Consider the following 14,923-nt stretch of genomic DNA (forward strand, 5'->3'; position numbering starts at 1 on the left):
AACAATACAATGCATAAAACAGATAATCTATATTATGTCTCATTTTTGTCGGTAGTAGCCGCACTGGGAGGTTTTCTTTTCGGTTATGATACTGCCGTTATCTCAGGTACCATCTCACAAGTGTCGGCACAATTCCAGCTTACTACTCTGCAAAGCGGATGGTACGTTGGGTGTGCCCTGGTGGGCTCCATCTCCGGAGTGATTTTTGCTGGTGCGCTGAGCGACCGTATCGGACGGAAAAGGACCATGATCCTCTCTGCCATCCTATTCACCTTGTCAGCTCTCGGTTGTGCCATCTCTGCAAACATGGAGCAGCTGGTACTCTACCGCATCATCGGTGGTATCGGCATCGGTATCGTTTCCATTGTCTGCCCGCTCTATATCTCGGAGGTGTCGCCTGCCTCACACCGGGGGCGAATGGTTTCCCTCTACCAGCTAGCGGTCACCGCCGGCTTCTTGGGTGCCTATCTCATGAACTACTATTTGTTGAAACAGTCAGCAAGCTTCAGTTCATCCATTACCCTGCTTGCCCTGATTTTCGGAACGGAGATATGGAGAGGCATGCTGGGCGCAGAAACTCTCCCGGCAATGTTGTTTTTCGCTACTATCTTTTTCATCCCGGAAAGCCCACGTTGGTTAATTGTCAAAAGACGCGAAGAGCATGCTGCCCTCATTTTCTCCAGGATTTATGGAGATACCACCATGGTGCAAAGTCAAATCAGTGACACACGGTCAATGCTCAATTCTGAAGGAAAATCAAACCATAAACTGCTGTTTTCACCCGGTATCTTACGTGCCGTGCTCATCGGCTCTGCCATCGCCATCCTGGGACAATTCATGGGAGTGAACGCCGTCCTCTACTACGGACCCTCCATCTTCGAAACGAGCGGTCTCTCCAGCGGTGATTCGCTCTTCTATCAATCCCTGATTGGGCTGGTAAACATGGGTACTACGGTGCTGGCATTGCTCATCATTGACAAGGTGGGACGCAAGAAGCTGGTATACGCAGGCGTGACCGGTATGATTATATCACTCATCATGATCGGGCTCTACTTCCTCATGGGTGATACCTGGGGGATCAGCAGTCTCTTCCTGCTGGGTTGCTTTCTGGCGTACATCTTCTTTACCGCCGGCTCTATCAGCGCCGTCATTTTCGTCTTTCTCTCCGAGATGTACCCTACAAAGATTCGAGGCCTGGCCATGTCCATCGCAGGACTCTCGCTCTGGATCGGCACCTTCCTGATCGGGCAGCTCACTCCCTGGCTGCTGGAGAACGCCACACCTGCTGGCACCTTCTTTCTGTTTGCCTTCATGTGCATACCCTATATGCTGATTGTTTGGAAGATGATGCCTGAGACTGCCGGTAAATCATTAGAGGAGATTGAGCGTTTCTGGTTAAAAAAAACAGAGGTTGATCATGAATAATTACAAAACTTGGCTATTGCTCATATTTACAATTCTTTTGTCAGGCAACTCCATCCAAGCTGTGGAAGTAGTTCCACCCACACACCCTGCTATTCGCTATACAGGAAGAGTGGATAGAATTAACCCACAGGTCGTTATGTTTGACTGGCCCGGGGTAACGATCAACTGTAATTTTACCGGTGAACAGATTGGGATTAGAATTGAAGGCGGAGCGGAAAACTATTTCAACCTGTTTATCGATGGTGAACTGATATCTGTCTTCAGCGCACCGAGTGACACCATGCTCTATTTCCAGCCTTCTACACCTGGTGAGAGCCATGAATTGCTGTTGACTAAACGTACTGAAGCTGAAATGGGTATCGTAAAATTCTACGGGTTGATCCCTGATACGAATGGTGCAATTTTCTCATCAAATCGACAGTCAGAAAGACGAATAGAGTTCATCGGTAACTCTATAACCTGTGGTTACGGTAACGAAGGCAGTAACAGAGATGAACCATTCAGGCCTGATACAGAGAACAATTACAAAAGTTATGCTGCCATCCTTGCCAGAATTTTTTCTGCAGAAGCGCATTTCATTGCTCACTCTGGCAGGGGTGTGGTACGTAATTATGGGGACAAAAAGGCTGAGTCTGATTTCCATGAAACCATGCCAGGTCGCTATAACCGTACACTCGACAACATACCCACAAATGAGTGGGACTTTAATCTATGGAAGGCTGATTGCGTTGTAATCAATCTGGGTACAAACGATTTCTCAACTACACCACACCCTGGTAAAGAGACTTTCCTTAACGCATATAGGAAACTGATCATGCAGATTCGCACATCACACGGTGATGTGCCTCTCTTCTGCGTTGTGGGCCCCATGTTATATGAGCCCTGTTTCTCTTATGTAAAAGAGCTAACATCATACTTTAGAGAACAGATGAACGACAAAAACATCTATTTTGCCGGACTTCCCGACAACCTGCTGAATCAGGATGACGACCTTGGTTCCGACTGGCATCCTTCATACCAGGGACAACTAAAAATCGCTTTTCAACTTTTAATGCCAATTTCAACAGTGATGAAGTGGAATTTTAATACGGAAATTTTCAGCACTGTTTTTCCATTGATTCAATGATTGAACATGATTCTCAAACAAATACATATTCCGATCGCCGGAAAGACCATTGAAGGCCAATCTTTCACTCAGGTGTTGGGTGTCAAAGGAGCCAATTAGGCATTGACAGCTTTCAGGGCAGGAGGAAATGTGAAGTTCATCACTCCCGTTGGCAATGACACATATGGTCAGAAAGCAATTCAATTCTATTGCGACGAAGGCCTAAGCGTTTCAATGTCGAAAGTTTGTGATCAAGCACCAACTGGAATAACCACAATTTGGGTCGACAAGAAGGGTGAAAACGGTATCATCACTATTCCGGGTATAAACCCTATTATGGTAGCATCCGATCATGTCAAAATCATTCAAACCGAAATCGTGCTTGCGGATTTCATTTCATCTTTATTTGCCAGATACCTATCGATACAATTCTTGGTCATGTTGAGTTTTGCATTCCTGAACCAGGTAAAACGGGCATCCTGTATATCGTACTCTACCACCTTATCCCATTTCTAATACCAGATGAGATGATTCTCCGCGATTTTCCCCAAAACTTCTTCGATTTTTTGATCGAATATCTGTATTCCCTGAAATACTGATACAGGGATTTAATGGAATAACTATTCATAGTTCAATAAGTTATATTTTTAATCAGAATAAATAAAAAAACTGATTCAACTTATATTTCCGATTATTTTCTTTCTTTTTTATTCCATTTTATGCTTTCAGTTGCCGTTTATCGACCAATTACGGTTATTATGATCGAGTAGGAGGTAAATGCTAATCACAGAAGGCATTTGCCTCCTATTTTCACATTTACCGACCTCTCACACCACCGTACGTGCCGTTCGGCATACGGCGGTTCCTATTTTGGATTCCATTCGAGGTACGAATCCAGCAAGTTTATGTACCCTGCAATTCTGAGTTTCTCGTTCGTTATTGCCCGATTCAGAATATAACTGCCGGCAATACGCCAATAACCTTGACGAGTGTTGCCCCACATGTAAGAGTGGCGTTTGTCTATCCCGCATTTAATGAGGTTCGCCACCTTCGTCTTGGGTTTCTTCCAGGCCTTCCATATACACATACGTATTCTTCGTCGTAACCATTCGTCGATTTCAAGGCATAATCGTTTCATATTGGCAAGGTGGTAATACCCAACCCACCCTCGTATGTACTCTTTCAGTTGCTGCTTTCTCTTAGCATGTCCCCATCCATTGCTTCGACTCGTCAGTTCTTTTAGTCTTGACTTCATCTTATCTCTGGATTTCGGATGTACCGTAAGTTGGCATTTGCCTTTCTTTACATAAAAGGAGTAGCCGAGATATTTCACTCCTCTGATGTATGAAACTACAGTCTTTTCTTTGTTTACCTTGAGGAAGAGTTGCCCCTCTATGAATTTGGTTATTGATTTTCGTACACGTTCTGCAGCACGTTTACTCTTGCAGAATATCATCGAATCATCGGCATAGCGCACAAAGGGATGTCCTCTGCGTGCGAGTTCCTTGTCTAACTCGTTCAGCATGATATTGCCGAGGAGCGGACTTAGTGGTCCTCCTTGTGGGGTACCTTCCTCGCTTGCATGCCATAACCCTTTGTCTATGACTCCGCTTCGTAGATATTTGTGTATTAGGCTGACTACTCTGCCGTCCTTGATGGTTCGGCTGAGTATTTCTATGAGCTTGCTGTGGCTCACTGTGTCGAAGAAGCGTTCAAGGTCGAGGTCGACTACGTACTTGTAGCCTTCATCTACTATCTTCTGTACTTCTCGCAGTGCGTTCAGACATCCTCTTCTCGGGCGAAAGCCGAAACTTTGCTTCGAAAATTGTGGCTCATAGATTGTTGTCAGGACCTGGTTAATGGCTTGTTGCACCATGCGGTCAACCACGGCTGGTATTCCCAAAAGGCGCTTCTTGCCGTTATCCTTGGGTATCTCTACCCTGCGGACCGGATTCGGACGGTAACTACCGTCAAGCAAGGAACACATCAGTTCATCCTTATTAGCCAATAGCCATGGAAGTAGTTCTTCGCATGACATCTCGTCGATACCGCCACATCCCTTATTCCTCACTACTGCCTTGTAGGCTTTATTAAGGTTGTTGGGGCTAAGGATTACTTCTAACAGGTGTTCCTTGTCGATTGGAACTGCCACGATGTTGTCTTCGGTCATCCACATGAAAGTCTGCACTCCCGCATACCATTCGGATTCCGTCCTATCTCTTTGGGGGTAGTCATTAGCAAGGGCTGATGTTTTCTGCATTCGTTCTTTCATGAGGTAACTTTCAATTACTTATCGTTTAATTTAGGTTCGGTCCTTCGCGGAGTGTTACCGATGCCTCCACTACTATGACCTCGGCTGACTTCTCCCGGCAGGCTTTACTCCATGGATTTTGTAAGAATAACTATTCTCCATGTCCGTGAGACCTCCTCGGATAAGGGCATTGTCTTTCCATCTTATACCCACTTCATCTACACCAACCGTTCCGAATAGCTATGGGACTTTGATTTGTTTGGCAATCTCATCCACGGTCAAATGCCTTATATGAAGTTTCTGTGCGTTAGGCCAGATGTTTGCCGCCGGCTTCCTTCAGATCCCACCTCGCAATGGACACCCTTGCCTTTGGCTATATGATTCCCGCTATTAGGGCTCATTAGGGACTTGCACCCATTAGACAATGCTCATGCCGAGCGTACCAAAAAAAGCGGCAGGACCGTTTCAGTCCGCCGCTATTTATCCTTGTGCCATTGCTCACTATGCCTTGTTGTTTAATCGAACATTTTCCTGAACTTATTGAATACGCTTTTTCGTGCAGATGGTGAAGGAGCAAAGTTTTCCGACTTATTCATCTCCTCCATGATTTTTCGTTCTTTTTCATTCAGGGATTCCGGAACATAGACATTTACGTTGATCAATTCATCGCCCTTACCATAGGAGTTTACAGATGGAAGTCCCTTGTTTCGCAGCCGCAATACCTTGCCAGGCTGTGTACCCGGCTCAATTTTCACTTTGGCTACACCGTCAATGGTGGGTACTTCCACCGTACCACCTAATGCGGCCATGGGAAAACTAAGGAAAAGATTGTAGATCACATCATTCTCGTCGCGGATAAGATTGGGATCTTCCTCTTCTTCTATTACAATCAGTAAATCGCCGTTGACACCACCCCTGCGGGCTGCATTTCCTTTACCCGACATGGAGAGCTGCATTCCTTCGGCCACGCCGGCAGGTATCCTGATGGGGATCACCTCCTCTTCCCGGAGAATCCCTTCGCCGTTACAATGCACACATTTTCTTGTGATGGATTTCCCTTCACCGTTACAGGTGGGACAGGTAGAGGAGGTCTGCATCTGTCCCAAAATAGTGTTTGCCACCCGTGTTACCACACCGGAGCCATTGCAGGTAGAACAGGTGGAAAGAGATGTTCCGTTTTCGGATCCATTTCCGTCACAATGCGAGCAGGATACATATTTTTTTACTTTGATCTTCTTTTCCACACCATTGAGAATCTCCTTCAGATTCAGTTTCACCTTCACACGCAGGTCAGAACCCCTGTTCACCCTCCTGCCACGCTGCGAACCGCCAAAACCACTGAAACCGCCAAAACCGCCAAAATGGCCGCCAAAGATATCGCCAAACTGAGAGAAGATGTCGTCCATCGACATTCCTCCACCAAAACCACCGCCCGATGCAGCACCACCCACTCCGGCATGGCCAAACTGGTCATAACGGGCACGCTTGTTTTCATCGCTCAGCACTTCATAGGCTTCGGCGGCTTCTTTAAACTTCTCCTCTGCCTCCTTGTTCCCTGGATTCTTGTCGGGGTGAAACTGGATGGCTTTCTTGCGGTAAGCCTTTTTTATCTCTTCGGCCGTTGCTATTTTAGGAACCTCCAGTATTTCGTAATAATCTCTTTTTGCTGACATCTTACTCTCCTACTATTACTTTTGGGAAACGGATGATTTTCTCATTCAGGGCATATCCTTTCATGATGCAATCAACTACCATACCCTTCTGCGACTCCTCCTGTGCCGGCACAGTTGTCACCGCCTCAAAGCGGTCGGCATCGAACGGCTGGCCGAGAGCTTCGATCTCCCTGACTCCGTGCTGTTTCAGGAAATTGATAAATTTCCCGTAAATAAGATCCATCCCCTCCAGCATGGCATCCTTGTCTTCGGCATCATGAAGAATGGCAAGTGCCCGTTCAAAATCATCCACCAGGGTGATAATATCAAGCAACACACGTTCCCCTCCGCTTTTAATCAAATCGGCTTTCTCTTTCAGGGTGCGTTTGCGGAAATTATCGAACTCGGCATGCAGTCGTAGATAACTGTTGTTGAGATCATCAAACCTTTGTTGTAAATCCTCCAGCGCTTCCTTATTCTCTCCCGCTGCATCTGTCAAATTGTCTTCATTCTCCTCGCGTGCATTCACTTCGTCGTCATGCATCGTTTCTTTTTTCAACTCCGGGTCCTTTTCACGGGATCCTGTATGCTGATTGTCGTTTTGTATCATATTTATTTGAATTTACCAATTATGGACACTGCAAATAGTTTGCCAAAAAAAAGACCATCCTGCAAAACCGGCTTGTCACAGGAATATTTCACACCACTCATCAAAAATTTCCACTTGATGCCATCCGTGCTTGCTGAGATTCTGCCTTATCTTTTTTACCTGTTTCTCCTTATCCAACTGCGATTTGGAATAGAATTTATCGGCAAAGCAGATGATCTTCTCCTCGAGGCTTACAGGACGCATATCGCGGTGAGGTATGGGCAATTTGCGGTTGATAATCGTCTCCAGGCTAAGCCCCGTACCTGTATGCCGTTCGCTGACCAGCCCGTGCTTCGGATAACCTTCAGCCGAAAGCAGTTCCCGGCCAAGATAACCATGGCAGATATAGGGGAAAGTACCTTCGCAGGCAATGTGAGGAGCATTCGTCTGAAATATACCGATATCATGAAGCATGCCGGCCTCCTCAATAAAACGTATATCCACTGCCAGCTCCGGATGATTGTGAACTATGGAAAGAGCTTTATCCGTCACACGGGTCACATGCGACAGGTAAATATCATACAATTTTGTTCCTTCCCTATAGTATTTCCGAATGATCGACAATGGATCCATACCAATAATTTTCCTGCTGCAAATGTAGTACAAATTCTTAAAAATATAAACCCACATCACTCCTTTACAACGGAATGTTCTCTTCACCGACTGATGTTACACTCTCAAATAACAATGAAAACACAAAATTTCATGTTGTTTTGCCAAAAAGCAATATCTTTGCAGCAAGATGAAGTGGAAGAAATTTACTCCCCTAAGATGGTTTTGCCTGGTACTCTTTATTCTGTACGCAGGCGGGATGTCACTTTTCACCCACAGCCACATCATCAACAAAACCACCTATATACATTCCCATCCGTATAAATCAGGCGATCAGCCGAGTCATAACCATACCGGGAAGGAGCTCCAACTGCTCGATCAGATTTTTAACACATCCATTACCGCCGATATTATCCCAATGATGGATGTGGGAATTACTCCATCCATTGCCTTTTATTATCCAGACTGTTACCAAACTGACCACCTGCTGCTCTCTGATGCACCAAAGCAACTAAGAGCACCCCCTGCTATAAGCTGAACAACCAACGCAGATAAACTTTCTCAGATGTGAATATTCATTCATATCCGGATTCATATTCAAAAATTTAAACTATACAGTTAAAATGAAAAATCTCATTTTGATCCTTTTCTATATGTCTGTTCTTTCAGTCTACGGACAAGCGAACAGAAGCAATCGCTCTCAGACCGATGCCAATATATTCGGTCACGTACTTGATAAAAAGACAAAAGAGCACTTGCCTTACGTGACAATTAAACTGCAAGGCACCACCATAGGAGTAACCACCGATGCTTCGGGGCACTACTTTCTGCGCAACCTGCCCACTGGCAATTTCAATATGGAAGTATCCATGATAGGGTATAAGATATCCACCAGAAATGTGACTATTCAGTCAAGTCGATCAATAGAAATCGACTTTGAACTGGAAGAAGAGAATGTTTCACTCGATGCGGTTGTGATCTCGGCCAACAGGAACGAAACCACCCGACGGATGGCTCCTTCACTTGTAAGCGTGCTGGATATGCAGACGCTGAACGTCACCAACTCTAAAACGTTGTCCGACGGGCTGAAATTCCAACCTGGACTGCGGGTAGAAAATAACTGTCAGAACTGTGGCACGACACAGGTTCGGATCAATGGCATGGAGGGTTCTTATTCGCAGATACTGATTGATTCACGTCCCATGATCGGCGCACTGGCAGGTGTATATGGTCTGGAGCAAATTCCTGCCAATATGATTGAACGTATCGAGGTGATACGCGGCGGAGGATCGGCACTCTTTGGGGCAAATGCTATCGGCGGAACCATCAACATCATTACCCGCGAACCCATCCGCAACACAAGTGAGTTTTCCCATACACTGACCAGCCTTCAGGCTACCGGCGCCCTAGAGAACAACACAACCTTTAATGCCTCTCTGGTAAACGATTCAAGAAATGCGGGGGTGATGGTCTACGGGCAACACAGGCATAGGGACGGATTCGACATGGATGGCGACGGATTCACGGAACTGCCGATACTCAAAAACCGTTCTCTGGGATTTCGTTCCTTCCTGAAAACGGGCATCTATTCGAGGCTTTCGCTCGAATACCGGAACCTGCATGAATTCCGGCGTGGTGGCGACGGGTTACATCTGCAACCTTTCGAAAGCTTCATCACGGAGCAGGTGGAACACTATATCAACAGTGGCTCGCTCGGCTTTGACAGGTATTCAACGGATCAGAAGAGCAAGGTGAGCCTCTATGCAGCCGCCAGCCACACCTACAGAGACAGCTATTATGGTGCCGGCAATCCATATCGGAAAGATATCCCTGAAGCAGAGCCTGGCATGGATCAGACCCAAATTGATGCGATCAACGATGCCATTAAGAATAATCTGCTCCGCATAAATTCCTTCGGCAATACATCGGAGCTCACTTACCAGTTAGGAGGTCATTACATTCACTCTTTTGATCAATTGTGGTTTATGCCGGCAAACCTGACTGCAGGCATAGAATACACGGGCAGCAGCCTGAAGGACGTGAGCGGTTACCGGACAGACAATATCGCGCAGGACACCCGCACGGCAAGCACATTTTTGCAAAATGAGTGGAAAACTGCGATGTGGAGTTTTCTGATCGGGGGCAGGCTTGACAAGCACAACCTGGTACAGCAAGCCATCTTTAGCCCACGACTTAACATGCGGTACAATCCCACTGAAAACATCAATATCCGATTGACCTATAGCGGTGGTTTTCGGGCACCACAGGTGTTTGATGAAAATCTGCATGTGGATATTGCGGGAGGGAACCCGGTAATCAGAGTATTATCAGACAAACTGAAAGAGGAACGATCAAGGAGTGTAAGCGGATCTGTGGATCTATACTTCCAGACAGGTCGGTCCCTTTTCAATCTTCTGATGGAGGGATTCTATACCCGGCTTGAAAATCCCTTCACCGAGTTGAAAAGGGGCAATGAGATCACAATTGAAAACGCCGGTTCCGGGGCAATGGTGTATGGGGTGAACCTTGAAGGCCGTGCTGTTTTTGGCAGTCGACTCGATCTGCAGGCGGGAGCCACTCTCCAGCAAAGTCGCTATGAGCAGACACGGAAATGGTGGGAGCCAGAAACGCCGGAGGAGGAGATACTTGACCAGGTTATATCCACACGCAGGATGATGCGTACACCCGATAGCTATGCCTACTTTGTAGCCACCTTCACTCCTGTAGACAGATTCTCAGCATCATTCTCCGGAAACTACACCGGAAGTATGCTGGTACCACATGAAGCTGGCTTCGGGACAAAAGGGAAGGAGCGGTTCTCGCAGGTGAATATCACAGAAAAATCACCCACCTTCTTCGAATTAAATACAAAAATAACGTATACGGCTAATCTTTATTACGATACACAGATGGAGTTCAGCATAGGCGTTCAGAACATCTTCGATGCTTATCAAAAAGATTTTGATACCGGTCCGGGAAGAGCTTCAAGCTACATCTACGGTCCAGGTATGCCGAGAACTTTTTTTGCAGGAGTTAAATTGATCCTGTAACATGCCTTACGGATCGAACAGGGGCGACGATTGTTGCCCCTGCGATTCATGACAACAGAAATTACAATGGGACTACGTATTTTTTCAATGCATCATCCTGCAGTGAATCCGGGACGGCTGTCCTTACCTCGTCGATAATGATGTGAAGCAGCCTTTCTCTGTAAAATTCCTTCCGCGTAACAAGACTCACTTCCCGTACCGGCGTACTGTTTTTAAAAGGACGAACATTTTTCATCTGTGCTTCACTCAAGTTTGCCAGCGCCATCTCTGGAATTACCGTCAGTCCGTCGTTCTTGTCTACGATGTTGATCAAAGTATCTATACTGCCTGCTTCATAGGAAAAGATAGATTGCTGGTTCCCACCTCTCCGCTTTCTGAGGTTACAGAGATGCAAAATCTGCGTTCTGAAACAATGCACCTCGTCGAGTAGCCAGAGCCGGGCAGCGGTAAGGTCGCCCTCATCGAGCGATGTCTTTGCAAAGAGCGCTTTCTCAAGGGGTGAGACATAGGCGTAAAAACGTTCGTAATAAATGGGATACTCCCTGATGGACGGTTCTTTCAATGGAGTGGCCAGTATACCGCCGTCCAGTGAATCGTTAGACAATCCCTTCAATATCTGATCGGTGGTAAGTTCCGAAATTATGATGCGGATATCATATTTGTTTTCACTGTGTATCTGCATCAACCGGGGAAGGAGATAGGGAGATATGGTCGGAATGATTCCCAGCCGGAAGACACCCTTTATGATACCTTTCTCCTCCTGTACCACCTCCTTGATCTGGTTCACCTGGGCCACTGCCACCCGTGCCTGATCAATGATCCTCTTCCCTATTTCCGTGGGATGTACAGGTAGTTGTGAACGATCGAATATCTTCACGCCCAGCTCCTCTTCCAGCTTCTGAATCATCATGCTCAACGTGGGTTGGGTAACAAAAGAAGCTTCGGCGGCCTTTGAAAAATGGCGGAAATTATCAACGGCGATAATATACTCGAGCTGTTGTATATTCATAATCTTACTTGTAACTGGAGAAATATTTCATGAACTGCACCCGTTCATACAATGCGGGGCTTTCGATATTTGCATAACTGAGTTTACCCCTGAATTCTTCAATCCGGCTGTAATTGCTTTGTTGCATCCATTCCTCCATCAAGGTAAGAATATCACCGATTACCTCCGGTCCCTGTTCATAAAGTACGCTGCAGAGCTGAATTCCACCGGCACCGGCAAGAATACCCTTGATGACATCCTCCCATGTATGTACCCCGTAAGAGCAAGCCACATCAAAATTGGGTATCCGCCCCGCAACGATGGCTGTCCATCGCAGAGTATCGCTGAAATCGGCCGGATTACTAAACACCGGACCCGAGGTGATTTCCATCGTTTTAATGTCGATGTCGAGCTGGTAAAAACGATTGAAAAGTACCACGCCGTCAGCGCCGAGCGCCTTCAGCTTACCCACCAGCCCGGGCAGGTTGCTGATATTTTTTGCCATCTTGATGACCAATGGGATATGGATAGTCTTCTTAAGCTCCCTGACAACATTGAGATAGGTATCTTCCAGATAGGAATCGTTGAATTCACCTGCATTGAGCACGAAGAGATTAAGCTCCAGTGCATCGGCTCCAGCATCCTGTATGGTTTTGGCGAAATCTATCCACCGGGCCGATTTGTAGCAATTGATACTGGCCACGATGGGTATCGAACAAACTTCCTTGGCAGCACGAACCAAGTCGAGATACTTCTCCACATGATTCATCTTGATGTAGGCGTTGATATAATCGGCTGCTTCGGGATAGTCCGACAGTTGTGACAGTTTCTCGGAGTGATTCTCAATCTGCTCTTCAAAGAGCGATTTCAATACAATGGCTCCGATACCGGCGTCTTCCAGTTCCCGGATCTTTTGAATCGAATTTGTAAGGCCGCTGCTACCTGCTATTAGCGGGTTTTTCAGTTTTAAACCAGCAAAGGTTGTTTCTAAATTAATCATGTGCCAACAACTGTTTTTCAATTTATGGATCAACAAAAATAAACAATTTAATCGATAAAATCGATATTATATCGGCAAAACAAACCGGATGGAGCAGTATAGTGACGAAAATTACCTCTCTCCGAAAATTACTGTTCCCAGTCGCACCATAGTACTGCCTTCTTCTATGGCAACTGGATAATCTCCCGACATACCCATCGATATTTCCTTGAAAGCCGGTTCTTCTGAAAAAAAGGCTGCTTTATACTCTCCGAAGAGAGATTTCAAAAGCCGAAACTCAGTTTTGAGTTGAGTTACATTCTTGGTGAATGTGGCCATGCCCATCACCCCGGCAATCTGTACATGCCGGCACTCCTTCCATATACCTTTGAGAAGAAACTGCCGGCACTCATCGGGAGAGAAGCCCGATTTGGTTTCCTCCCGGGCAATGTGTATCTGAAGCAGACAAGGTATTGTCCGGTTATTTACCGCACCTTGTTTTTCGATCTCCAGCATCAGTCTTTCGCTGTCGAGACTGTGAATAAGCGAGATGAAGGGAGCAATCTGTTTCACTTTGTTTCGCTGCAGGCCGCCAATAAAATGCCACTCAATGTCGCTCGGCAACTCCTGTTGTTTGATCAGCAGCTCCTGCACGCGACTTTCACCAAAGACACGCTGACCGCTATCATAGGCTTCCCGGATCATTGAGGCAGGATGAAATTTGGAGACTGCCACGACAGTTACATCATGTGGAACAGACTCCCGTAATGCATCAATATGTGTCCGAATGCTCATATCGTTGTTTCCGTTGCCTTATCTCCCGAATAGGGAAATACATCCATGATAGCCGTTTCATTTACTGCTGCAAACGCGTAATCGATCATGGTCTTCTTCATCTCCGCTTCCACGATTTCCACAGCTTCTTTCAGTTCCGAAGCCTGTACCAGCATGTTAACTGCTGTTTTCTTCTCGGCACCGCTTTTTTCGTCGAGGGTGATAAAGTAAAGTTTTGCCTTATAGTAGCGGTCTCCCGTTTCATTAAAAAAAGACTCGGTATATTTTACCCGTTTAATATCGGACACGGAAAACTCACCCGAGATAAAGGGCTTAATCTCTTCAATGATCCTTGCTTCCGCCTCGGTGAATGACAGTGCATCTACCAGATAGGGCTCGGTCACTGTTTTCTGCATGCCGGTCTCCAGCATCTTGTCATATCTTATCTTACACTCAAACCAATTGTACATATCCTGCTTTTATAATCTAAAGAAAAGCAAAGGTACAAATTTTGTGACAATTTCACCGGAACAAGGGTCAACATCGCCGGAATATCCAGCCATTTTGGCAAACTATCTGATTAAGAGTTGGGGCTTAAGAAATGAAAATGACTGCAGTAACTTATGCATATCAAAAACGAATTAGGAGATTCAGAATATATGCTTAAAACAACGACAATTGTTGGATGTCAACTTTGGGAGGGTAAAATGTACCGATGATGATAAAAGGATTAGGTGAAACATTATGAAACTGTTTGGTTGTCCCCATAAAAAAAAGCGAGTCACGCTGATGCCACATAAAGTCCAAATATTTCTCTTTCACTTTTCGACAAGCTTCTACTTCGTCACCTTTTGCTTTATTAAGACAATTCCAGTACAATGCACCCAATTCCCAATCTTCAATCATTATGGTTCTTGTTTTACCATCTTCAGTGGTAAAAATGTAAGAGAATTCATAAGGTAATTTCTTCACCACTTTAAAAACCAATCGGGTTTCATCCTCATCAAATAAGCTTCCCTGCGCTTTATTGGCAATAACCCTATCCATCTTTTGTTTATTCCACTCCCTTTCGCAAGGCCTCCATACAAAATCGATGATATCTTTGGGTTTTACAATGGCTAATGACGTTCCAACATTTGGGTCTTTTGCTGCGGCTATCAACTCTGTCATATTATCCCAAATTGTATCGCCTATATACAGTTTTCTTTTGCCCCAGTCACCTTTAGTGTCAATTCTATCGAGCATACGAATCTCTCTATCCAAATCCGTAGGTCGAAAACTTTCAGGTCGAAAATCAGACGTGTTTTTTACCAAATCGATTTCTATCCATTGCCATTTATCGAACTGATTCTGATAATCGAGTTTACGGAATGGTACCGGGAAAATGCGAATCCATGAGCCATCTTCCCTAAAACCGGCGGTACAGACCAACTCATCGTATTTTTCCGATAGAGTTGGATATGTTTTGACGGTAATTAGGACTTTAGTTAATGCCATG

14 protein-coding genes are annotated in these 14,923 nt (G+C 45.6%); 5 read left to right on the forward strand and 9 right to left on the reverse strand.

Going from position 1 to position 14,923, the window contains the following annotated elements:
- The first annotated feature begins 9 nt into the window (after positions 1-9).
- The 3 genes from AC1HCU_RS12000 to AC1HCU_RS12010 all read left to right on the forward strand — a co-directional run bounded on the left by AC1HCU_RS12000 (position 10) and on the right by AC1HCU_RS12010 (position 3,046).
- Positions 10-1,425 (forward strand): sugar porter family MFS transporter, encoded by a 1,416-nt coding sequence (locus tag AC1HCU_RS12000; RefSeq protein ID WP_480366271.1) that lies wholly within the window; start codon positions 10-12, stop codon positions 1,423-1,425.
- Positions 1,418-2,551 carry an SGNH/GDSL hydrolase family protein gene (locus AC1HCU_RS12005; protein WP_480366273.1) on the forward strand — a complete coding sequence of 378 codons (1,134 nt, stop codon included), beginning with the start codon at positions 1,418-1,420 and terminating at the stop codon, positions 2,549-2,551. Before AC1HCU_RS12000 ends, AC1HCU_RS12005 begins: the two co-directional genes overlap by 8 nt.
- 129 nt (positions 2,552-2,680) lie before the next feature.
- Complete coding sequence (locus tag AC1HCU_RS12010; protein WP_480371180.1) at positions 2,681-3,046, forward strand: PfkB family carbohydrate kinase; 366 nt, start codon at positions 2,681-2,683, stop codon at positions 3,044-3,046.
- A gap of 349 nt (positions 3,047-3,395) precedes the next feature.
- Here the strand turns inward: AC1HCU_RS12010 and ltrA are convergent, their stop codons facing one another.
- The 4 genes from ltrA to AC1HCU_RS12030 form a co-directional block, all read right to left on the reverse strand.
- Positions 3,396-4,802 (reverse strand): group II intron reverse transcriptase/maturase, encoded by a 1,407-nt coding sequence (gene ltrA, locus AC1HCU_RS12015; protein ID WP_480366275.1) that lies wholly within the window; start codon positions 4,800-4,802, stop codon positions 3,396-3,398.
- Positions 4,803-5,296: 494 nt separating this feature from the next.
- Positions 5,297-6,454, reverse strand: a complete 1,158-nt coding sequence (dnaJ, locus tag AC1HCU_RS12020) for a molecular chaperone DnaJ (protein WP_480366277.1) — start codon at positions 6,452-6,454, stop codon at positions 5,297-5,299.
- 1 nt (position 6,455) lies between these two features.
- Entirely contained in the window at positions 6,456-7,043 is a 588-nt protein-coding gene (locus AC1HCU_RS12025) for a nucleotide exchange factor GrpE (RefSeq protein ID WP_480366278.1), read from the reverse strand.
- 75 nt (positions 7,044-7,118) lie between these two features.
- Complete coding sequence (locus tag AC1HCU_RS12030; RefSeq protein WP_480366280.1) at positions 7,119-7,655, reverse strand: HD domain-containing protein; 537 nt, start codon at positions 7,653-7,655, stop codon at positions 7,119-7,121.
- Between the two features lie 169 nt (positions 7,656-7,824).
- Between AC1HCU_RS12030 and AC1HCU_RS12035 the strand changes: the two genes are divergently transcribed.
- Complete coding sequence (locus AC1HCU_RS12035) at positions 7,825-8,172, forward strand: hypothetical protein (RefSeq protein ID WP_321722035.1); 348 nt, start codon at positions 7,825-7,827, stop codon at positions 8,170-8,172.
- Between the two features lie 85 nt (positions 8,173-8,257).
- Positions 8,258-10,684 carry a TonB-dependent receptor gene (locus AC1HCU_RS12040; RefSeq protein WP_480366283.1) on the forward strand — a complete coding sequence of 809 codons (2,427 nt, stop codon included), beginning with the start codon at positions 8,258-8,260 and terminating at the stop codon, positions 10,682-10,684.
- 61 nt (positions 10,685-10,745) lie between these two features.
- Here AC1HCU_RS12040 and AC1HCU_RS12045 read toward each other — a convergent pair whose 3' ends face one another.
- The 5 genes from AC1HCU_RS12045 to AC1HCU_RS12065 all read right to left on the reverse strand — a co-directional run bounded on the left by AC1HCU_RS12045 (position 10,746) and on the right by AC1HCU_RS12065 (position 14,922).
- Positions 10,746-11,693, reverse strand: a complete 948-nt coding sequence (locus AC1HCU_RS12045) for a hydrogen peroxide-inducible genes activator (protein ID WP_480366284.1) — start codon at positions 11,691-11,693, stop codon at positions 10,746-10,748.
- A 4-nt stretch (positions 11,694-11,697) separates the two neighbouring features.
- Complete coding sequence (locus AC1HCU_RS12050) at positions 11,698-12,672, reverse strand: dihydroorotate dehydrogenase-like protein (protein ID WP_480366285.1); 975 nt, start codon at positions 12,670-12,672, stop codon at positions 11,698-11,700.
- A gap of 111 nt (positions 12,673-12,783) precedes the next feature.
- Positions 12,784-13,446 carry a YggS family pyridoxal phosphate-dependent enzyme gene (locus AC1HCU_RS12055; protein ID WP_480366287.1) on the reverse strand — a complete coding sequence of 221 codons (663 nt, stop codon included), beginning with the start codon at positions 13,444-13,446 and terminating at the stop codon, positions 12,784-12,786.
- Entirely contained in the window at positions 13,443-13,895 is a 453-nt protein-coding gene (locus AC1HCU_RS12060) for a DUF4494 domain-containing protein (RefSeq protein WP_480366290.1), read from the reverse strand. The genes AC1HCU_RS12055 and AC1HCU_RS12060 overlap by 4 nt, the downstream gene beginning before the upstream one ends.
- Before the next feature lie 193 nt (positions 13,896-14,088).
- Positions 14,089-14,922, reverse strand: a complete 834-nt coding sequence (locus AC1HCU_RS12065) for a hypothetical protein (RefSeq protein ID WP_480366292.1) — start codon at positions 14,920-14,922, stop codon at positions 14,089-14,091.
- Between the last annotated feature and the right edge of the window lies 1 nt (position 14,923).

Source organism: Proteiniphilum sp. LBM24028 (assembly GCF_056629195.1).